This window comes from Nocardia miyunensis NBRC 108239 (assembly GCF_001613065.1).
GTDB lineage: Bacteria > Actinomycetota > Actinomycetes > Mycobacteriales > Mycobacteriaceae > Nocardia > Nocardia miyunensis.
In genome coordinates this window covers 21,080-39,005 of record NZ_BDBQ01000066.1, presented here as the reverse complement: position 1 = coordinate 39,005, position 17,926 = coordinate 21,080, and the positions used below count along the sequence as shown (strand labels likewise).

Sequence of the window (17,926 nt, the reverse complement as noted above, 5' to 3'; positions counted from 1 at the left end):
TACGCAGGCGAGAATCTCTGGAAGGTGAATCCCGAAATGGATACCATTATGGGATGAGTACTCAGATTACGGTCAGACTCTCCGATGAGATGGTGACGTACCTGGACCGCACAGTTGCCAGCGGCCAGGCTTCGAGTCGCGCGGCCATCGTTGCGCAAGCGCTCGAGCGGGACCGCCTCCGCCGAGCCGCCGAGCGTGACGCGGAGATTCTCGCCCGTGCCGGGGGCGACCCGGATATGGATGGGCTCGCTCGGTTTGCCGCCGATACTCCGCTGGACGATCTCGAGTGAGGCCGATTCATGTTGCGCGTCTGGACAAGACGCGCCCTGTGCTGGTGCTCACCCGAGAAGCGGTCCGGCCGTACCTGACGCGAGTTACCGTCGCGCCGATCACGAGCACGATCCGCGGCTTGTCCACCGAACTACCCGTAGGCCCCCGAAACGGCCTCGAACACGACGGTGTGGTCTCCTGCGACAACATCGTGACCGTTCCGGCCGACGCGCTCGGCCGCCTGATCGGCTACCTCCACGCAGATGCCGAGCCCGCTCTGACCGCCGCAATTCGATCCGCGTTCGAGCTCATCTAGCAGGGCACTCCCGAGTCCAATGGCAAACCCTGCAGAAAGGCAGGTGAACGATGCGCAACAAGTGCGACCACATGCTGCGGACAGGCGATCGAATCCGTGTGTGTGGTTCGGGCACCGCATCGTTGAAGGTGCCGTGACCAGCGCGATGCGCACAGCTCCAGCAGGGGCCGTGTGCTGCTCTGACGGACACAATTCGATCCGCGTTCGAGTTCATCCAGGGGCCTGCCGAGCCCGCAGTACATTCGTCGTTGCTCAGACGTTCGACGGACCGTCCGTTCTCACTTCTGCCTTCGCCGTTGCGTGGTGGGCGCTCAGGTTCGGGCCAGAACGCTGCGGCCAGGAATACCGCCAGTGGCAGAGCGATCGCCAGCAGCAGGCCGAGGGCTTGCGGAACTGTCATGAATCGGGTTGATATGAGATCCACGTGATTCGGCGTCATCCGATATGTCCCGACGGGAGGGGCCAGCGGGCGAAAGTCAGTCGGGGGCAGACGGTTTCGACGTTGACGACGGACATGATCGCGTTGAGGGTGATTGCGGTCAGGTGATTCGGGGCGGGGGTTATCACGATATCGACTTCGGCCGTGCGGATCTGGTCGACCAGCGGGACGACGGATTCGACGCGTGGCCAGATCAGTTGGTATCCCAGGTGTCTGGCCAGGCGCTGGATCTGGGCGCGGTCCCATTCCGGAGCGAGGCTCGTTTCCGGGTTGATCCATGCGAATGCCGTTGGTTCGAATCTCATTGTCGCGCCTCCCCTTTGCGGTTGGACGGCCCTCGTCGCCGCGGATCCGGGTACGGGATCGACGCGGAGTGGGCCCTGCACTTACGTTCGTTGTCGGCAAGATGCCGAGGGGCCAGCCGAGGGACAGTGCTGCTCGATCAGGGGCGTGGTGGGCCGTGATCGAACTACCATGGCGTCATGGGGCAGCACCTCGGTGAACGCATTGCGAACGAGCGCAAGATTGCCGGTTTGACGCAGCTCGCGCTGGCGACGCGTACGAACTACTCGCTGTCGATGGTCAAGGCTGTGGAGCAGGGGCGGGAAGTCGCGTCGCCTGGATTCATCGCCGCGACGGCGAAGGCCATCGGAGTCGATCCGGACCGATTGCAGGGAACGCCGTTCGTCGACACGTTGGACGAGGACGGTCCCCTCGAAGGACTCGCCGAGTTGCGTGCGGTCCTCGCTGAGGGCGCATACGTGCTGGCGGTAGAACCATCTGCGCCAATGGAATTGGCCGCTGAGTTGTCCACGGTCGAGAAGGCGTTGCGCGACGACAAGACGCGGCGTGGCTTGGCGTTGTTACCCAATCTGATTCGGCAACTTCACGGTGCGGTCCAGACTGCGCAGAACGGTCGGGAGCGAACCCGTGCGTACGAGATGCTCTGTGCGGCATACATCGCCGCCGAAGGCGCGTGCTGCCGACTCGGCTATTCGGCCCTCACGACGTTGGTGCTCGATCGGCTGGACTGGGCCGCCGGGCAGGTCGAAGATCCCGGCTACGCGGTTCGAGGTCTGATGAAGCGGTCGCGGCTGCTGATGTCGTACGGTTCGACCGATGTCGCGATGTCACTGGTAGATCGCGGATTGGCGTTGGTGCCGGGCGACAGCGAGGGCGAGCGGATGCTCCGTGGGTACGGCCACCTCCGCGCAGCGATCGTCGCGGCGCGGGGTCTCCAACTCGAACTCGCCCGAGATCACATCGAGCAGGCTCGCGTGATCGCTCGCCCGATGCAGCACGAGAGCGACGCGTACACAACGGATTTCGGTCCGGGCAATGTTGAAATACATTCGTGCGCAATTGAGTTGGAGGCAGGCGACCCCGGGACGGCAGCGCGGGAAGGCGCTGCGCTGCGACTGCCCACGGACGTGGCTGCTCCACGGGCAGGGCATCACTGGCAGGACAACGCCCGCGCGTGGCTGATGATCGGGAAGCCGGACAAGGCACTGGTCGCGCTGAACAAGGCTCGATTGGTCGCACCTCAGCAGACGCGTCTGCATCCGTCCGTCCGGGAGACCGTGTACGGAATAGCGGCAGCACAGCGCCGTCAGTCAGACAGCTTGCTCGGGTTCGCCTCCTGGTTGGGGGCATCGCTGTAGCCGAATGAATTGTGCTGGGGCGGTGTCACGCTCGAGTGTGCTCCGGCTGGGACGATGTACCGGTGAACGACAACGGCAGTCCTGTCCTGTATGCACTCGTCACCGGTACGACCGTGTCTCGCGATGTCGGCGCGCTGGTCGATTTGGCACATGCCGATGGTTGGGAAGTGTGTGTGATCAGCTCTCCGGCCGGTCGCCGGTTCATCGACGCCGACGCCTTGGCGGCCAAGACCGGGCATCCGGTGCGCAGTGAGTACAAGGATCCCGACGCGCCGGACGCGCTACCGCGAGCCGACGGCATCATCGTCGCGCCGATCACCTCGAACTCCCTGGCGAAATGGGCCGCCGGAATTTCCGACACCCTGCCGCTCGGACTTCTGGTCGAAGGTCTCGGCTTGGGGCTCCCGGTCGTCGCCGTGCCGTTCGCCAACCGGGCGCTGCTGAGTTTCCCGCCCATCGGCGAAGCGGTCCACAAGCTCTCGCAGTGGGGTGTGACGGTGCTGTCCGAGGACCCGCCACACGAACCGAGGACGGGAGGCACAGCGCGCGAACAGTTTCCATGGGAAGGCGCATGGCGTGCGCTCCTCGACCACCCCCACCTCAACCTGCGGAAGTAAGCTCAACCGATTGTCGTCTTACTGGCCGGCCGGAAACGGGAAAGAAAGAAACCCATCCCCTGAGGGGATGGGTGCTATGCGTTCGATAATGTCCGACCTTTGATGGCGCTGTCAAGTTGTGTACGTGCCGTACCTGTGGGGCCGTGGATGTTGAAAGGCGGATCACCACGCAGGAGGTTTGGTCAGATGCCCAATATGCGTGGGAAGCTGTGCAGCGCGATAGTCGGCATCGCTGAACTGGTACCACCAGTGTTGTCCGACGCCATCGGTGGGCTTACCGGCAAGTTTGCCGGCCAGGTAGTTCTTGCTCGGGTTGATGATTCCTGTGGGTACTCGTTCACGAGCCTGTTTGATCGGGAAGCAGAGGTCACTGTCATTGCTGATGACGACGGCCGCTTCAACTGTCCGGCTGAGAACATCGATCAGCAGGTGCGAGGCGAGGTTCACGTCCGACCCCTTCTCCTCACGTCGCGCAACCGACACCATGAACACCGCGTCGGGCTTGTCTGATCCCGCGGCACTCTGGACCATGACCGGCCAACCCGGATGGGTCAGTTCGGGTCTGCCGCCCTTGCCGGGCGTAGCCAGCGGAGCGGTGGTTGTGCGGTGGACGTAGTTGCCCATGGCCAACTCGTCATACACCTTCGCGTGCTTCAGCGCACGAAGGTATACGTCCTGCTCCTTGGCTCCGATCGGGTTGTCCCGACCGCTGATTCGTGCGGTGCAGTACACCAGACGGACTATCGATGGCCCGGACCATCCTGAATGTCGCTGTACCGCAGTCGTGGCCAGTGTGCGGAGATCAAGCCAACACCACCCGGGTGTGCCTCGGCCGCACAGGCCACGTGCGCCGTAGTACAGATTGAATCCGTCGATGTAGACACCCACCCGCATGATGTCGACATTAGTACTCGAATATCACTGTGCGACAGCCTTTTACGACTCTGATATGGGTCCGATGAGCGATTGGTGCAACTGGTCTGCGCATGGGAAATAGGGGTTCGTGCCGATAGGATCTGACGAGGGGGAAGTGGCACGGGACTGTATACGCGGTCGAGTCACATTGATGAAGGCGGCCGGAAGGGAAGCGCGGTAGAAAGGCGGGTGAACGATGCGTGAGGGATATTTGCCGGAGTCGCGGGACCGCGTTCGTGGTCCGGCGAACCACTACGCATATCGGGTTGTCCGGTCATCGGAAGATGGCGAGTGGGTCGACACCTGCCTGGAATTCCCTTCGCTGTCGCACCTGGACCCGAGCCCCGGCGAGGCCCTGCGGGGGATCGCCGATCTGGTCGAGTTCGCGGTGGAAGACCTGGAGGTTCACGGTGAAGCGGTGCCGGGGCCGTGGGTGAGTGGGTTGCGGCTGTGGGGGTGAGATGAGGTCCGTTTGGTATGCGGCGTACGGGTCGAATCTGTCTGCGGGTCGGTTGAGGTATTACCGGGAGGGTGGGCGGCCGCCCGGGGGTGCGCGGACTTATCCGGGGTTTCGGGATCCGACGCCGCCTCGGGAGATGCGGGGGTTGATGTTGCCGGGGAGTGTGTATTTCGCGTGGGAGAGTCCGGTGTGGACGGGTGGGATCGCGTTCTATTCGGCTCGGGGAGTGGGGGATTGGCCTCGGGAGGTCGCGGCTCGGGGGTATCTGTTCGGGCTGGAGCAGTTCGAGGATCTCGTCGCGCAGGAGATGTATCGGAAGCCTGGGGAGGGGCCGCGGGTGGACCTGGATGCCGTGGTGCGGGATGGGATGGTTCGGTTGGGGGAGGGGCGCTACGAGACCGTGTTGTACCTGGGGGATCGTGCGGGGATTCCGGTGGTGACCTGTACCGCGTCCTGGGATCCGGAGAGTGTCGAATTACGTTGTCCTGCACCGCGTTACCTGAAGATACTGGCCGAGGGGCTGCGAGAGTCGCACGGGTGGACGACCGAGCGCGTACATGCTTACCTCGCCGGGCTGCCGGGCGTGCGAGGTCTCTGGGATGTCGCCGAATTGCGTGCGTTGATACACGGTGAGTGACCGGCGGTGTGCGGGCGGTGGGAGATGGACGCACGGAAAGTTACTCTTCCTGCGCTCGCTGGATTGTCCGGTCAGCGGGCTGATCGCAATGTGCGTCGACTGTGCGTGCTCGGCGGCGTGTTGGTCGAGGGAATGTGTGGAAGAAAAGAGTTTCACTTTCTCCGGCCGTATCGCTCGACATGCGGTGCGTGGCTGAATTGCGTACCGGTCGACGGTGGACGAATTTCTGGGGGCCGGGCCGAAATCGATTGCGATCATTGCATATCGGGCTTACTGACGTGATGAACGTCGTTTATTCTCGAGTCGCTGTAGCGAGCAACAGTAGATGCCTGCCCCTGTCGTCGGGGCGGGCATCTGTTGTATCTCTCTGTCGCAGGAGTCATTTCGGGGTGTGTGGGAATTCCCTGGGATTGCCCACCGGCAGCATGAAAAGTTCATCAGTACAATGTATTTCGCTTAGAATCCGATGTGAACAACGGGACATCGGCGGTGCGGGCAGTGGCGGTGTCGGCCGGGCGGTGATTCAGCGCGGTGGGATCGCTGCGACAGGGGGGAGATTCCTGGCGGCGGCGTGCAGGGCGGCGCGGGCGGCGGCGATGATGGGATGGGCGCCATGGCCTCGGCGGTAGGCCAGGTGGGTTCGGCGGCGGGTGTGCAGAGGGGTGAGGTGGACGGTGGGCGGGACTGCTGACAGGCCCAGCTCGGGGACGAAGGCAACGCCTTGACCTGCGGCTACCAGGGCCAGAACGGTGCCGAAATCATCGGCATGGTGGCGGATGTGGGGAGTGAAACCTGTTGCTTGGCAGGCTCGTTGGGTCATGGTGTGGCAGAGAGTGCCGGGTGTTCCGGCGATCCAGGTCGAATTACGATGTGCGGCCAGGGAATTGGTGTCGGGGGCAGCGAGGTAGACGGTTTCGGTGAGGAATTCCTCGGTGTCCAAACCGGTTTCGGGCTCGCGCGGGACGTAGTCGTATTCCTGGACCAGGGCGATGTCCAGGCTCTGTGCGTGCAGGGCCGAGGGGGCTCCGGCCGGATCCAATTCGGTGACGGAAAGTTCCAGGCCGGGATGTTCGCGGCTGAGGGTGACCAGGGCGGGGGACAGGATCGCGTGCACGGCGCTCGGGAACGCGCCGATGCGGAGTGTGCCGGTCAGTTCGGTTCGAGCCGTGGCGAGTTCGGCGGCGGCCTGTTCCAGGACCGCCAATACGGTGTCGGCGTGTTCCACCAGACGCAGCGCGGCGGGAGTCAGGCTGACGCTGCGGCCGGTGCGTTCGAGCAGCGGCACCCCGGCCTGACGTTCGAGCGCGGACAGCTGCTGGGAGACCGCCGACGGGGTGTAGGACAGCGCCTCGGCCACCCCGGCGATGGTGCCGCGCCGGGCCAACTCGCGCAGTAACCGCAGTCTTCGCACATCGAGCATTAGTTCAGCTTACGTTTGCCGGAAGAAATGCGTAATAGACGTAATGTATTGATTGCGTCAGGCTGGGCGCATGCGACTCACCGGCCTGTTCGTTCCGCTGATCACCCCCTTCACCGCCGCGGGCGAACTCGCCGACGACGCGCTCGAGGGCCTGGCCCAGCACGTCCTCGACGAGGGCGCGGCCGGAATCGTCGCCCTCGGTACGACCGGCGAGCCCGCGACGCTCACGAGTGCCGAACGTCACAGGGTTCTCGAGATCTGTGCGAAGGTTTGCCGGACCCGCGGCGTCCCGCTGATCGCCGGTGCGGGGTCGAATTCGACCGAGGATTCGGCGAACGCTCTGGCCGCACTTCCTCCCGAGGTCGCGGCCGCGCTGGTCGTGGTCCCGTACTACACCCGTCCCTCCGAGGACGGCGTGGTGGAGCATTTCCGCCGGATCGCCGCGGCCGCACCGGTTCCCGTACTGGTCTACAACGTGCCGCAGCGCACCGGCCGCCCGCTCGGTGCCCGGACGCTGTGCAGGCTCGCGGAACTGCCGAACGTCGTGGGATTCAAGCAGGCGGTCGGCGGCATCGACGAGGCTACGATCGGATTCCTGAGCCGTGTGCGCGGGGAGGTCTCGGTGCTCTCGGGCGATGATCTGTTCGCCGCGCCGCTACTGGCGCTGGGCGCGCAGGGAGCCATTCTGGCCTGCGCAAATGTGGCTCCGGCGGCCTATGCGGACCTGATCGAGTCCTGGCGCGCGGGTTCCGTCGAACGCGCTCGCGATCTGGGAAATCGGCTCGCACCCCTGGCCTCGGCGCTGTTCGCCGAGCCGAATCCCGCTGTGCTCAAAGCGGTTCTGGCGGCGCAGGGCAGGATTCCGAGTGCGGCTGTGCGTTTGCCGCTGCTCGCGGCGAGTGATGCGGCGATGCATGCCGCTCTGGAGGCATGTGACCTGCTCGGGGTGCATCGATAGCTATCCCGGAAGCGATGCCTCGGAATGAGTGGGACGGGCGAGGGTCTACTCGCCCGAACCGGGGTCGTCGTCGCGACGCTGGTGCGAGATGTGCCAGAGGAATTCCGGATCGTCATCGGGGCCGATGACACGGTTACGTCGGGAAACCGTTCGGCCGGCACCGATACGGTTCTCTCGCTGCGGTCCGAACGCCTTCCAGCACAACATCGCAACGGCTGCCACAGCGATGAGTGCCAACAGGTACGTCACGTCGCTCACCTCCTGTATCAAGGGTAATCCCGCGAACGTACCTGTGGCACCGCAGACATCGAAAAGAGGTTAGACCCGGGTCGCCTCGGTGGTCAGCGACCGCAGCAACTGCATTACCTCGGTCTCACGAAATCGCCGGTGGCCACCCGGCGTGCGCAGCGAGCCCAGTCGCCCGGCATGTGCCCAGCGGGTGACCGTCTTAGGATCGACGTGGAACAACGCCGCAACTTGGCCTGGGGTCAGGAGGGCCTCCTGGCCGTTGACGGAACCAAACGTGCGGCTCGCCGCGGTGATCGCAGTCATTCGCAAACCTTTCCGTAATCGACAGTTCCCTCATCAGATAGCGACATCGTTGCACCGGACCCCCCACGTACTCGAATGATCTAACGTTGGTAAAGGGGAAGTAATAGACAAATCGGATAAGCGTACGGCTTTAGCGATTTGGAACGTTTCACACTTCTGGCGAATCCCCAGCGATTCGATCCGGTCCGATCCGTGGCCGATCGTGGGCGTTCGGGCGCGTCGCCTAGGCTGATGGGTGTGAGTGACGCAGCATCCCGCCCGGACGACACGCCGACCGGTGGAGTCTCCGGCTCGCCGGGGCGTCGGCTGGCGCGCAATCTGGCGCTGTACACCGTGGCCCGATTGGCGCTCGTCGCGATCATCGCCGCCGTCATCGTGCTGGTGGCGAAAGCGGTGAAGGTCGACATTCCGGTGATCGTGGCGCTGCTTTTCGCGTTGATCGTCGCCATGCCGCTGTCTCTGCTGCTGTTCAAGCGGCTGCGCTCGCGGGTGAACCAGGACATCGCCGCGGTCGACGAGCGGCGTCGCACCGACAAGGCGCAGCTGCGCGCCCGCATGCGCGGCGACGAGTAGCCACCTCCCGAACACGGCGCATCGGCGTCGCGCACTCTTCGTATTTCGCCGGAGGGAACCGGCTTTCTTGTGATGTCAATTTTCGTTGACACGGCCCTCGTGTCAACGTAAATTGACGTTTATGAGTGAAGCGACAACCCTGGCGGCCGCCGCCGGCAGCCCCGACCCCACGGTCGGCCTGCGCGCGGTGTTGGCCCTGCGACGGTTGCTCGAGCGGCTCGAAGCGATCCAGGTGGGCAATGCTCGCTCCCAGGGGTGGTCCTGGCAGGCGATCGCGGAGGCGCTCGAGGTCAGTCGGCAGGCGGTCCATCAGAAGTACAACCGGAGAGGCGGGATCGGCTGATGTTCGAGAGGTTCACCAAGGCGTCGCGATATGCGGTCGTACTGGCGCAGGAGGAGGCGCGCATACTGCGCGCGCCGAACGTCGACGTCGAACATCTGCTGCTGGGACTGGCGGCGGGTCCCGACGAAGGAATTCGGAAAGTATTGGCGGGCGGCGGAATTACCGCAGCGACGATTCGGGAATCTCTGTCGCGCAAGCGTTCCACCGAGCCGCTGGGCGAAGATGACGCTGCCGCACTGCGTTCCATCGGCATAGATCTGGACGCCGTTCGCGAAAGTCTGGAGGCCACCTTCGGCGCTGATGCGCTCGATCGCGCGGTCGCGCCGGAAAAGCCGCGTGGGCGTTTCGGTTTCGGCGGCGCGGGCGGGACGAATTTCGGACACATTCCGTTCACCAAACAGGCGAAGAAGGTGCTCGAATTGTCCCTGCGGGAGGCAATTGCCCGCAGCGACAACCGGATCGAGGCCGCGCACATTCTGCTCGGTGTACTCCGTGCGCCCACCGCGCGGACCGTCGCACTGCTCGGCGGTGACGACGGGGTCGAGGCGCTGCGCGGCGCGGTGCACGATCTGCTGGACCGGGCGGCCTGAGGCGCTGGGGGCCGATTGATTCGCGTACCCGGTGGCGGGGCGTCATGCCGGTTAGCATGGCGCCATGGCCCTCTTGCTACGCCTGATCATCAATGCCGTCGCGATCTGGCTCGCGTCCGTCCTGGTCGGCAATATCGAGCTGATCAGTCCCGCGAGCCAAGGCACCACCGGCAAAGTGATCGTGGTGCTGATCGTCGCGATCATCTTCGGATTGGTGAACGCGCTGGTCAAGCCGATCGTCAAACTGCTGTCCCTGCCGCTGGTGATCGTCACCCTGGGCCTGTTCCTGCTGATCATCAATGCCCTGATGCTCTGGCTGACCGCCGCGATCACCTCCACCACCGAATACGGCCTGCGCGTGCACGGGGTCTTCGCCGCGATCTTCGGGGCCATCATCATCACGGTGGTGAACTGGGTGCTGGGCATCTTCGTGCCCGAGGGCGGCCGGGACTAGCTTCCCGAGGGTTTGGTCCCGGTCAGCAGCTCCACCCGGCCGGCCACGCCCTCGAGTTCGGCGTTGTGCCTGGCGGATTCGGGGCCGTTGCCGGTCTGCCGATGACAGCCGGTGCCCTGCGCAAGCAGGCCGAGACCATCTGTACCTGGTTCCGCCCGCCCCGGACAACGCCGACTCCAAAGGCGGCGGCCCCTGGGGGCCGCGGCCTCGCCGGAGCGAAGCGGAGGCAGTCAGATACCGAGTGCGATGCCCGACAGGATCGACCACAGCAGCATCGCCAGGCCCGTATCGCGCAGCGACGGAATGAGTCCGGGGCCTTGCTGGCCGCCGCGCACCGGGTTGTTGGAGCGCACCGCCAGCGGGATGGCCAGCAGGCTCAGCAGGGCCCACGGGGTGCGCACGACCAGGATCAGCGAGGCGATGAACGGCACCACCATCAGCACCAGATGCAGTGTGCGCGTGCGGGTGTCGCCCAGACGGACGGCCAGGGTCGTCTTGCCGGTCACCGAATCGGTGGGGATGTCGCGCAGATTGTTGGTGACCAGGACCGCACTGGAGAACGCGCCGACCGCCACCGCGCCGACCACACCGGCCCAGTCGATCCGGTGTGCCTGCACGAATTCGGTGCCGAGCACCGCGACCAGGCCGAAGAAGACGAAGACCGCGATCTCGCCGAAGCCGCTGTAGCCGTAGGGTTTCCGGCCGCCGGTGTAGAACCAGGCCCCGGCCAGGCAGCCCGCGCCGATCAGCAGCAGCCACCACGCGGTGGTGAACACCAGCACCAGTCCGACGACCGCGCCGACGCCCAGGCTCGCGATCGCCGCGTTGCGCACCGCACCCGGCGAGGCCACGCCCGAGCCGACCAGGCGCAGGGGGCCGACCCGCTCGTCGTCGGTGCCGCGGATGCCGTCGGAGTAGTCGTTGGCGTAGTTCACGCCGATGATCAGCGCCAGCGAGACCACCAGCGCCAGCAGGGCCTTCCACCAGACCGCGGCGTCCAGGGATGCGGCCGCACCCGTGCCGACCAGGATCGGCGCGATCGCGTTGGGGAGAGTCCGCGGTCGCGCGCCTTCGAGCCACTGTGCTGCACTAGCCATGGGTCGAAGCCTATGCGTATCGCGGTCCCGGTGACGTGCCGCGGGTGGGATGACCGCGGCGACCCTATCGGTAGCTTTATTTCGATATATCGGAGTATGATGTCGGGGTTCATGGCGCATGCTGGTGAGGGGTGGTCCCGGCGCTGTGAGCCGAATAATCGGTGGACCGCTCACATACGATGGTGAACGGCATGATTCCTGATCAGAGCGGCTCCGCGGGCGCCGCGACGACGAACACCCGGTCGGGTCGGGACCGATCCGGCGGTCTGCCCGCGGACGCCTCGGTGCGAGTGTCGGTCCTGGGTGAGATCGCGCTGTGCCGCGCCGACTCCGGTTTGGCCGCGGTGCCGGGCGCGCGGGCCCGGCTGCTGCTGGCCGCCCTCGCACTGCATCCGGGCCGCAGCCGCAGCGCACCGGGGCTGATCGAGGACATCTGGGGTGCGCAGCCGCCGCGCGCCCCGATGAACGCGCTGCACACCCAGGTCTCCCGGCTGCGCTCGGCACTGCCCGACGGCGCGCTCGAGGTCGGCCCGGCGGGTTACCGGCTCGCCCTCGGCGAGGAACAGGTCGATCTGACCCTGGCCCGCCGGCTCGAACGGCAGGCTCGCGAAATGCACGCCGCCGGACGCGACGACCACTGCCTGGACCTGGTGGCCCGCGCGCGGGCGCTGTGGCGCGGCGAACCGGGTGCGGATCTGCCGCCCGGATCGGTCGCCGACGAACTCGCCGAATTGGCCGCGACCCGCTGGCACGCCCTGGACGAACTGGAACTCGCCTCCCGCGAGGCGTCCGGTGATCTGGACGGCGCGGTGCGGGTGGCGAAGCGGATCGCCGCTGCCCGGCCGCTGGACGAGCCCGCACACGGCACGCTGATGCGTCTGCTCGCCGCGGCCGGACGTGCCAACGAGGCGCTCGAGGTCTTCGTGACGCTGCGAGCGGGCCTGGTGAGCGAACTCGGCGCGGATCCGGGACCGGCGCTGGTCGAGCTGAACGCGGCGATCCTGCGCGGTGAGCCGATGTCCCGCGCGCAGCGCGCACCGGTGCGGCGGGACGCCTCGCCGGATGACGACGAACCCGATGCCGCACAGGAGAATTCCGTTCCGCCGGACACCGCGATCGGCCTGCGTGCCGCGCCGAATCCGCTGCTCGGCCGCACCGCCGACCTGGGTGCGCTGCAGGATCTGCTCGGCGCGTCCAGGGTGACCACCGTGCTCGGCCCGGGCGGCACCGGAAAGACCAGGGTGGCCAACGAATTGGGCTTGCGGATGACCGCGGCGGCGCCGGTGGCGCTGATCGAGCTGGCCTCGGTGCGCGCCGCGCCCGAGGACGCCCGCGCCGAGGTGGAGGCCGCCATCAGCGCCGCGCTCGGCGTCGCCGAGGCGGCCCGCGACACCACCGGCCTGCGACCAGGTCGCAAAATCGATGCGCGCCAACGTCTTCGGGACGCCGTTGCCGCCCGCCCGATGCTGCTGATCCTGGACAACTGCGAACATCTCATCGACGCCGTCGCCGAGGTGGTTGCCGATCTGGTCGGCGCGTGCGATCAGCTCACCGTGCTCACCACCAGCCGCGCACCGCTGGAGATCACCGCCGAGACGGTGTATCCGTTGCCGCCCTTGGCAATCGACGCGCACGGCTCGCCGGCCACCGACCTGTTCCAGGCCCGGGCCCGCGCGGTGCGGCCGTCGGTGCGACTGGATCCCGAGGTGGTCGCGCGGCTGTGCCGCACACTCGACGGGCTGCCGCTGGCGATCGAACTGGCCGCCGCGCGGGTGCGCACCATGAGTGTCGAGGAGATCGATGCGCGCCTGGAACACCGATTCACCCTGCTGCGCAGCGGAGATCGCACCTCGCCGCAACGTCATCGAACCCTGCACGCGGTGATCGAGTGGAGCTGGAATCTGCTGGACGAACCGCAGCGCATCGCCCTGCGGCGACTGTGCCGGTTCCCGGCCGGATTCACCTTCGGCGCGGCCGAGATCGTGGCCGACGGGCCCGATATCGCCGATATCGCCGCCGCGGTGGACGGTCTGGTGAATCAGTCGCTGTTGTCCGTGCTGGACGACGAGGGTGGCGGGATCCGCTATCGGATGCTGGAGACTGTCCGGGAATTCGGTGAGGAGCAGCTGAGCGCCGCTGCCGAAGCGGATCTGGTGATGAGCCGGATGTCCGGGTGGGCAAGGGAATTCGCGATCGAGGTGCTGGTTCACTACGCCGCGGAGCAGCAGGTGCGGATGGTCGGGCAGGTGAGCGCCGAACTCGACAATCTGCTGGCGGTGCTGCGGCACGCCTGCGATATCGGCGACGCCGACACCGTCTACGCGGTGTTCCCGCTGCCGGGCGTGCTGTGGGTGATGCGCGGTGCGCACGGAGAATTCGTGAACTGGTCGGACCGGGTGCTGGCCGTCCCGCCGCCCCCTGCCAACGGAACCTCGACCGACGACCTGCAGGTGATCGCACACGGGCTTGCGGGTATACACTTGGCGTTCGGCGAGACCCGGCTGCGCGATGCGGCGCGGTTGCGAATCCGGTTGCGGCACTTGCTGCGGTCTCCGACGGCGGTGTTGTCGCCGAGCGCGCGCTTCATCGCCGAGTTGGCCTGTGAACGTCCGAGGGCGATCCGCGTGGCGCGCCGGCTCAGTACGGGCGTTCGGTCCGGGGATCGGAACATCCGTTGGGCCGCAAGGCTTTTGCGCGCCAACATCCGTGAGAACGCCGGTGATGTGAACGGCTCGATGCGCGATGCGCAGGGCGCGATGCGGGATCTGGCTCCCGGTGACGTGTGGGGCTCGGCGATGTTGTATCAGCATCTGGCCCAGCTGATGTCGCAGACCGCGCGTTATCGCGAGGCGGCGGTCAACTATCGACGTTCGGTCGATGCGCTGCGGCAGTTGCGGTCGTTCGACGAGGTCGCCGAGATCGCCAGTTATCTGGCCGTCGTACTGGTCGGCGCGGGCGATCTGGAACAGGCCCAGTGGGAGCTGGAGATGGCGGCCGGATTCGTGGAGGGCGGCGCGGGACCGGACGATCCGGTGCTGCGCCCCAATCATCGCCGGGCCAGCGTGCAGGTCGGCTGGGCCGAACTCGCTCTGGCGCAGGATGATCGGGAAGCCGGGCTGCGGCGCTCGCGGAGCGTGCTGGAGATGCACGGATGGCCGGACATGCCCATGCGGGGCGGTCCCGGCGCGATCGCCGTCGCTGCCGGAGTCCTGGACGCCCACGTGCTGTACGACGCCCTGGACGCGGTGCCCACCCTGCCGCAGGAACTGATCGACAACGGCCGCGAACATCTCGGCCACTACATCGATATCCCGCAGATCGGTTCGGTCGCGTTGGCGATCGGGTCGTATCTACTTGCTGTACAACGTTTTCCCGACATCGCCCGGGAGCTGATCGCGCTCGCCCCCAAAGCGATGGCCCGCCAGGACACCCCCTCCATGCACATCGACCGCCACCTCGCCCACCACGCCGCGTCGACCACGCCGGAACTGATGGCCGAGCCGTACCGCCGCGCCGCCCGCATGGGCCGCCGCCCGGCTGGTGGGCGCATCATGGCTCTCCTGGAAGAGGTTTCGGGAAAGGTCGGCTGAAACACAAAACCCGCCAGCCACTTTCGTGACCGGCGGGGAAGTGTCGTGCCACCCGGGAAGCGCCGCCATCCCGCACTACCCGGCCACCTCCCGACGCGCCCAGCGGCGAAGCGTCTCCGTCCCTCTGAAAGTCGCCCGCGAAGCGAAAGGCTCAGCAAGAACACCCCAAAGGTTTTCGGCGCGGGCTCGCCGCTCACCCCTCGAAGCGCATGGCCGAAGGCCGAGTCTCGAGGGGTGAGCGGCGAGCCTTACAGCGCCGAAAACCCGCCGGAGCGAAGCGGAGGCAATTAAGCTCTGCGCATGTAGGCGCGGATGGCCAGCGGCGCGAAGATCGCGATGACGATCACCGAACCGACCAGGCACCAGAGGATATTGCTGGAGTAGACGTTGCCGTTCATCAGGTCGCGGCACGAATTGACCATGTAGTACACGGGATTGGCCTTGTTGATGCCCTGCATCCAGCCCGGCATGGTCTTGACCAGGGCGAAGGCGCCGGACATGAACGTCAGCGGGAACATGATCATCATCGAGATGCCCTGCACCGAGGCCGCGCTCTTACCGGTGACGCCGACCAGCGCCCAGATCCAGCTGACCGCGAACGAGCAGAACACCACGATCAGGCCCGCGACCACGACACCGGCGACACCGCCGCCGGGACGGTAGCCCAGGATCAGGCCGACCACGACGGTCAGGACGGTCGCGATGCCGTAGCGGACCATATCGGCCAGCAGTGCGCCCGCCAGCGCCGAAACCCGCGCTATCGGAAGGGATTTGAAGCGGTCGAAGACGCCCTTGTCCATATCCTCGCGCAGCTGCGTGCCGGTGACGACCGAGGTCAGCACCACGGTCTGCACCAGGATTCCGGGAATCAGCACGGGCAGATAGGCCTGCACGCTGCCGCCGATCGCGCCGCCGAAGATGTAGGCGAACAGCGCGGTGAACAGCACCGGCTGAATCGTCACGTCGAACAGCTGCTCGGGATTGTGCTTGATCTTCAGCAGGCCGCGGTAGGCCATGGTGAACGAATTCGCCAGGGTCTGCCGCAGGCCGATGTGATTGCTTACCTGGGGTATCTCGGCACGGGCCGCGTGTTTGCCGCCGGTCGCGGGGGGGATGGTGACAGTGGTGGTCATCGGGCATCCCCCTCGGATACTCCGCCGTTTACGGCATTGAGGAAAAGCCGAAAGTGCCCTTTATATCGCATGGCAATCTCTTTCGATAGTATGTTCGAATGGGTGAGGTGGTGCGGTACACGTACCGGCTTCGGCCTGGACGCACTGCCGAGAAAGCGCTGCTGGCCGAGTGGGGGCGCTGTCGATGGTTGTGGAACGAAGCAGTCCACCAGCAGAGATCCGGGCAGAAGCCGACGTTCGCGAGGCTCGGGAAGCTGCTGACCCGAGCGCGCGCGACGATGCCGTGGCTGCGTGAAGGTTCCCAGGTCGCCCAGCAGCAGACGTTGCGTGATTACGCGCGAGTGTTGGATCAGTCCTTCATCGTGAAGGGGCGTGGTCGCCCGAAGGCGAAGTCCCGCAAGACTTCCCTGCCGTCGGTGGAGTACACGAGGCGAGGGTTCTCGCTCCGTGAGGGCCGTTCGATACTGCCCAAGGGCGTCACGGTTCCGGTTGTCTGGTCGCGGGAGTTGCCGTCCGAGCCGACGTCGGTTCGCGTCGGCCGGGACAATCTGGGGCATTGGTATGCCTCGTTCGTCGTGCGCCGCGAGATCACGGCCCATCCACGCGGCCAGGGCGGTATCGGGGTCGATTGGGGTGTGAGCACCACTGCGACCACCACCGATCCCGCCTTCGACCTTCCTCATCTCGGCCATCGCAGGCGATGCGCCGCCGAGTTTCGCGATCGGAACGCTGCCAGAGTGATTCTGGCCGTGGCAGAACGGGGCCACGTCGGTGTCGAGGATGTCAGACAATCGGATCACCTCCTTCGGGTGGGCGGTTCGGTTGCGGTCTGAGCTGGAAATCTCCGGCCTTCAGGCGGGGGAACCGTTAAGCTGCGCTCTCTTCGGCGTCGGTGGTGTCGGATTCGGCGGCGTGGCCGGTCAGGGCGAAGAACACCTCGTCCAGGCTCGGCTTGCTCACGGTGATCTCGTCGACCCGGATATCGTTGTCCCGCAGGCGGATCAGCAGATCCGCGGTGACGCTCGGGTCGTTCAGCGGTGCGGTGACGCGCCCCGCCTCGGGGGTGATGCTGGCATCGACCAGCTTTCCGGCCGCGTTCGAGAGGAATTCGCCGATCAGGGTGCGGGCCTGCTCGATTCGCGCGGGATCGGCCAGGGTGATCTGCAGCGCCGAGGTGCCGACCGAACCCTTGAGTTCGTCGGAGGTGCCGTCGGCGATCACCTTGCCGTGGTCGATGACCGCGATCCGGTCGGCCAGCTGATCGGCCTCGTCCAGATACTGGGTGGTCAGCAGGACGGTCGCGCCCTCGCGGACCAGCCGCCGGATGGTCTCCCACATCTGCGCGCGGGTGCGCGGATCCAGGCCGGTGGTGGGTTCGTCGAGGAACAGCAGCGGCGGGGTCGAGATCAGGCTCGCGGCCAGATCGAGCCGGCGGCGCATACCGCCGGAGAAATTCTCCAGGGGCTTGTTCGCCGCCTCGGTCAGCCCGAACTCCTCGAGCAGATCGGCCGAGCGACGTCGCGCGTCGGCCCGGCTCAGCCCGAGCAGCCGGGAGAAGATGATCAGATTCTCTGTGGCGCTGAGCTTTTCGTCCACCGAGGCGTACTGTCCGGTGACGCCGATCAGCGAGCGGACCGCGGTCGGCTCGGCGACCACGTCGTGGCCGAAGATCCGGGCGCTGCCCCCGTCCGGGCGCAGCAGGGTGGCGAGCATGCGGATGGTGGTGGTCTTACCGGCTCCGTTGGGGCCCAGCACGCCGTACACGGCACCTTGCGGCACCGCCAGGCTCACGCCGTCGACGGCACGCTGTTCCCCGAAGACCTTGACCAGCCCGTCCGCCTCGATGGCGAGTGCTTCAGCAGGTGCGTAGGAAGTCATGCCGTAACTGTGCGGGCCCGGTC

At 66.2% G+C, this 17,926-nt stretch carries 20 protein-coding genes; 13 read left to right on the top strand and 7 right to left on the bottom strand.

Annotation, left to right across the window (positions count from 1 at the left end; genetic code table 11):
- Window positions 1–53 precede the first annotated feature (53 nt).
- Window positions 54–290, top strand: coding sequence for a ribbon-helix-helix domain-containing protein (locus tag NM2_RS28230; protein WP_067674685.1), 237 nt, complete (start codon window positions 54–56; stop codon window positions 288–290).
- Window positions 287–586 (top strand): type II toxin-antitoxin system PemK/MazF family toxin, encoded by a 300-nt coding sequence (locus tag NM2_RS28225; RefSeq protein WP_067674682.1) that lies wholly within the window; start codon window positions 287–289, stop codon window positions 584–586. The genes NM2_RS28230 and NM2_RS28225 overlap by 4 nt, the downstream gene beginning before the upstream one ends.
- Before the next feature lie 435 nt (window positions 587–1,021).
- On the opposite strand, the gene NM2_RS28220 is transcribed toward NM2_RS28225, so the two are convergent.
- Window positions 1,022–1,330 carry a hypothetical protein gene (locus NM2_RS28220; protein ID WP_067674678.1) on the bottom strand — a complete coding sequence of 103 codons (309 nt, stop codon included), beginning with the start codon at window positions 1,328–1,330 and terminating at the stop codon, window positions 1,022–1,024.
- A gap of 177 nt (window positions 1,331–1,507) precedes the next feature.
- Between NM2_RS28220 and NM2_RS28215 the strand changes: the two genes are divergently transcribed.
- On the top strand, window positions 1,508–2,686 hold the full coding sequence (locus tag NM2_RS28215; protein WP_067674674.1) for a helix-turn-helix domain-containing protein: 1,179 nt from the start codon (window positions 1,508–1,510) through the stop codon (window positions 2,684–2,686).
- Between the two features lie 62 nt (window positions 2,687–2,748).
- Entirely contained in the window at window positions 2,749–3,303 is a 555-nt protein-coding gene (locus NM2_RS28210; protein ID WP_067674782.1) for a flavoprotein, read from the top strand.
- 162 nt (window positions 3,304–3,465) lie between these two features.
- Here NM2_RS28210 and NM2_RS28205 read toward each other — a convergent pair whose 3' ends face one another.
- Window positions 3,466–4,035 carry a PIN domain-containing protein gene (locus NM2_RS28205; protein ID WP_245718255.1) on the bottom strand — a complete coding sequence of 190 codons (570 nt, stop codon included), beginning with the start codon at window positions 4,033–4,035 and terminating at the stop codon, window positions 3,466–3,468.
- A 379-nt stretch (window positions 4,036–4,414) separates the two neighbouring features.
- Between NM2_RS28205 and NM2_RS28200 the strand changes: the two genes are divergently transcribed.
- Together NM2_RS28200 and NM2_RS51910 are read left to right on the top strand one after the other, a co-directional pair.
- Window positions 4,415–4,678 (top strand): hypothetical protein, encoded by a 264-nt coding sequence (locus NM2_RS28200; protein ID WP_067674671.1) that lies wholly within the window; start codon window positions 4,415–4,417, stop codon window positions 4,676–4,678.
- Between the two features lie 226 nt (window positions 4,679–4,904).
- Window positions 4,905–5,315 carry a hypothetical protein gene (locus tag NM2_RS51910; protein ID WP_245718254.1) on the top strand — a complete coding sequence of 137 codons (411 nt, stop codon included), beginning with the start codon at window positions 4,905–4,907 and terminating at the stop codon, window positions 5,313–5,315.
- A gap of 523 nt (window positions 5,316–5,838) precedes the next feature.
- Here NM2_RS51910 and NM2_RS28190 read toward each other — a convergent pair.
- Window positions 5,839–6,735 carry a LysR family transcriptional regulator gene (locus tag NM2_RS28190; RefSeq protein WP_067674666.1) on the bottom strand — a complete coding sequence of 299 codons (897 nt, stop codon included), beginning with the start codon at window positions 6,733–6,735 and terminating at the stop codon, window positions 5,839–5,841.
- A gap of 70 nt (window positions 6,736–6,805) precedes the next feature.
- Here NM2_RS28190 and dapA point away from each other — a divergent pair, with 70 nt between their 5' ends.
- Window positions 6,806–7,693, top strand: coding sequence for a 4-hydroxy-tetrahydrodipicolinate synthase (gene dapA, locus NM2_RS28185; RefSeq protein WP_067674660.1), 888 nt, complete (start codon window positions 6,806–6,808; stop codon window positions 7,691–7,693).
- A 318-nt stretch (window positions 7,694–8,011) separates the two neighbouring features.
- Here the strand turns inward: dapA and NM2_RS28175 are convergent, their stop codons facing one another.
- A complete protein-coding gene (locus tag NM2_RS28175; RefSeq protein ID WP_040828156.1) occupies window positions 8,012–8,245 on the bottom strand; it encodes a BldC family transcriptional regulator in 234 nt (77 codons plus the stop codon).
- A 237-nt stretch (window positions 8,246–8,482) separates the two neighbouring features.
- On the opposite strand from NM2_RS28175, the gene NM2_RS28170 reads away from it, so the two are divergent.
- From NM2_RS28170 to NM2_RS28155, 4 genes are all read left to right on the top strand, one after another.
- Window positions 8,483–8,818, top strand: a complete 336-nt coding sequence (locus NM2_RS28170) for a DUF4229 domain-containing protein (RefSeq protein ID WP_067674777.1) — start codon at window positions 8,483–8,485, stop codon at window positions 8,816–8,818.
- Between the two features lie 121 nt (window positions 8,819–8,939).
- Complete coding sequence (locus tag NM2_RS28165) at window positions 8,940–9,161, top strand: hypothetical protein (protein WP_040828154.1); 222 nt, start codon at window positions 8,940–8,942, stop codon at window positions 9,159–9,161.
- Entirely contained in the window at window positions 9,161–9,751 is a 591-nt protein-coding gene (locus NM2_RS28160) for a Clp protease N-terminal domain-containing protein (protein WP_067674659.1), read from the top strand. Before NM2_RS28165 ends, NM2_RS28160 begins: the two co-directional genes overlap by 1 nt.
- Window positions 9,752–9,815: 64 nt before the next feature.
- Window positions 9,816–10,205, top strand: coding sequence for a phage holin family protein (locus tag NM2_RS28155; RefSeq protein ID WP_067674657.1), 390 nt, complete (start codon window positions 9,816–9,818; stop codon window positions 10,203–10,205).
- Between the two features lie 230 nt (window positions 10,206–10,435).
- Here the strand turns inward: NM2_RS28155 and NM2_RS28150 are convergent, their stop codons facing one another.
- Window positions 10,436–11,302: a 1,4-dihydroxy-2-naphthoate polyprenyltransferase gene (locus tag NM2_RS28150; RefSeq protein ID WP_067674655.1), complete on the bottom strand. Its 867-nt coding sequence runs from the start codon at window positions 11,300–11,302 to the stop codon at window positions 10,436–10,438.
- Window positions 11,303–11,493: 191 nt separating this feature from the next.
- On the opposite strand from NM2_RS28150, the gene NM2_RS28145 reads away from it, so the two are divergent.
- Window positions 11,494–14,892, top strand: a complete 3,399-nt coding sequence (locus NM2_RS28145) for an AfsR/SARP family transcriptional regulator (protein WP_067674775.1) — start codon at window positions 11,494–11,496, stop codon at window positions 14,890–14,892.
- Between the two features lie 287 nt (window positions 14,893–15,179).
- Here NM2_RS28145 and NM2_RS28140 read toward each other — a convergent pair whose 3' ends face one another.
- Window positions 15,180–16,025: an ABC transporter permease gene (locus tag NM2_RS28140; protein WP_067674652.1), complete on the bottom strand. Its 846-nt coding sequence runs from the start codon at window positions 16,023–16,025 to the stop codon at window positions 15,180–15,182.
- Window positions 16,026–16,123: 98 nt separating this feature from the next.
- On the opposite strand from NM2_RS28140, the gene NM2_RS28135 reads away from it, so the two are divergent.
- Window positions 16,124–16,858 (top strand): RNA-guided endonuclease InsQ/TnpB family protein, encoded by a 735-nt coding sequence (locus NM2_RS28135; protein WP_067674650.1) that lies wholly within the window; start codon window positions 16,124–16,126, stop codon window positions 16,856–16,858.
- A gap of 34 nt (window positions 16,859–16,892) precedes the next feature.
- Here the strand turns inward: NM2_RS28135 and NM2_RS28130 are convergent, their stop codons facing one another.
- Window positions 16,893–17,903 carry an ATP-binding cassette domain-containing protein gene (locus tag NM2_RS28130; RefSeq protein ID WP_067674647.1) on the bottom strand — a complete coding sequence of 337 codons (1,011 nt, stop codon included), beginning with the start codon at window positions 17,901–17,903 and terminating at the stop codon, window positions 16,893–16,895.
- Window positions 17,904–17,926 lie beyond the last annotated feature (23 nt).

Coding starts and splice junctions, on each gene's coding strand:
- NM2_RS28230 (WP_067674685.1), top strand. CDS start 54: ATGAGTACTCAGATTACGGTCAGACTCTCCGATGAGATGGTGACGTAC.
- NM2_RS28220 (WP_067674678.1), bottom strand. CDS start 1,330: ATGAGATTCGAACCAACGGCATTCGCATGGATCAACCCGGAAACGAGC.
- NM2_RS28215 (WP_067674674.1), top strand. CDS start 1,508: ATGGGGCAGCACCTCGGTGAACGCATTGCGAACGAGCGCAAGATTGCC.
- NM2_RS28200 (WP_067674671.1), top strand. CDS start 4,415: ATGCGTGAGGGATATTTGCCGGAGTCGCGGGACCGCGTTCGTGGTCCG.
- NM2_RS28190 (WP_067674666.1), bottom strand. CDS start 6,735: ATGCTCGATGTGCGAAGACTGCGGTTACTGCGCGAGTTGGCCCGGCGC.
- dapA (WP_067674660.1), top strand. CDS start 6,806: ATGCGACTCACCGGCCTGTTCGTTCCGCTGATCACCCCCTTCACCGCC.
- NM2_RS28175 (WP_040828156.1), bottom strand. CDS start 8,245: ATGACTGCGATCACCGCGGCGAGCCGCACGTTTGGTTCCGTCAACGGC.
- NM2_RS28165 (WP_040828154.1), top strand. CDS start 8,940: ATGAGTGAAGCGACAACCCTGGCGGCCGCCGCCGGCAGCCCCGACCCC.
- NM2_RS28160 (WP_067674659.1), top strand. CDS start 9,161: ATGTTCGAGAGGTTCACCAAGGCGTCGCGATATGCGGTCGTACTGGCG.
- NM2_RS28155 (WP_067674657.1), top strand. CDS start 9,816: ATGGCCCTCTTGCTACGCCTGATCATCAATGCCGTCGCGATCTGGCTC.
- NM2_RS28150 (WP_067674655.1), bottom strand. CDS start 11,302: ATGGCTAGTGCAGCACAGTGGCTCGAAGGCGCGCGACCGCGGACTCTC.
- NM2_RS28145 (WP_067674775.1), top strand. CDS start 11,494: ATGATTCCTGATCAGAGCGGCTCCGCGGGCGCCGCGACGACGAACACC.
- NM2_RS28140 (WP_067674652.1), bottom strand. CDS start 16,025: ATGACCACCACTGTCACCATCCCCCCCGCGACCGGCGGCAAACACGCG.
- NM2_RS28135 (WP_067674650.1), top strand. CDS start 16,124: ATGGGTGAGGTGGTGCGGTACACGTACCGGCTTCGGCCTGGACGCACT.
- NM2_RS28130 (WP_067674647.1), bottom strand. CDS start 17,903: ATGACTTCCTACGCACCTGCTGAAGCACTCGCCATCGAGGCGGACGGG.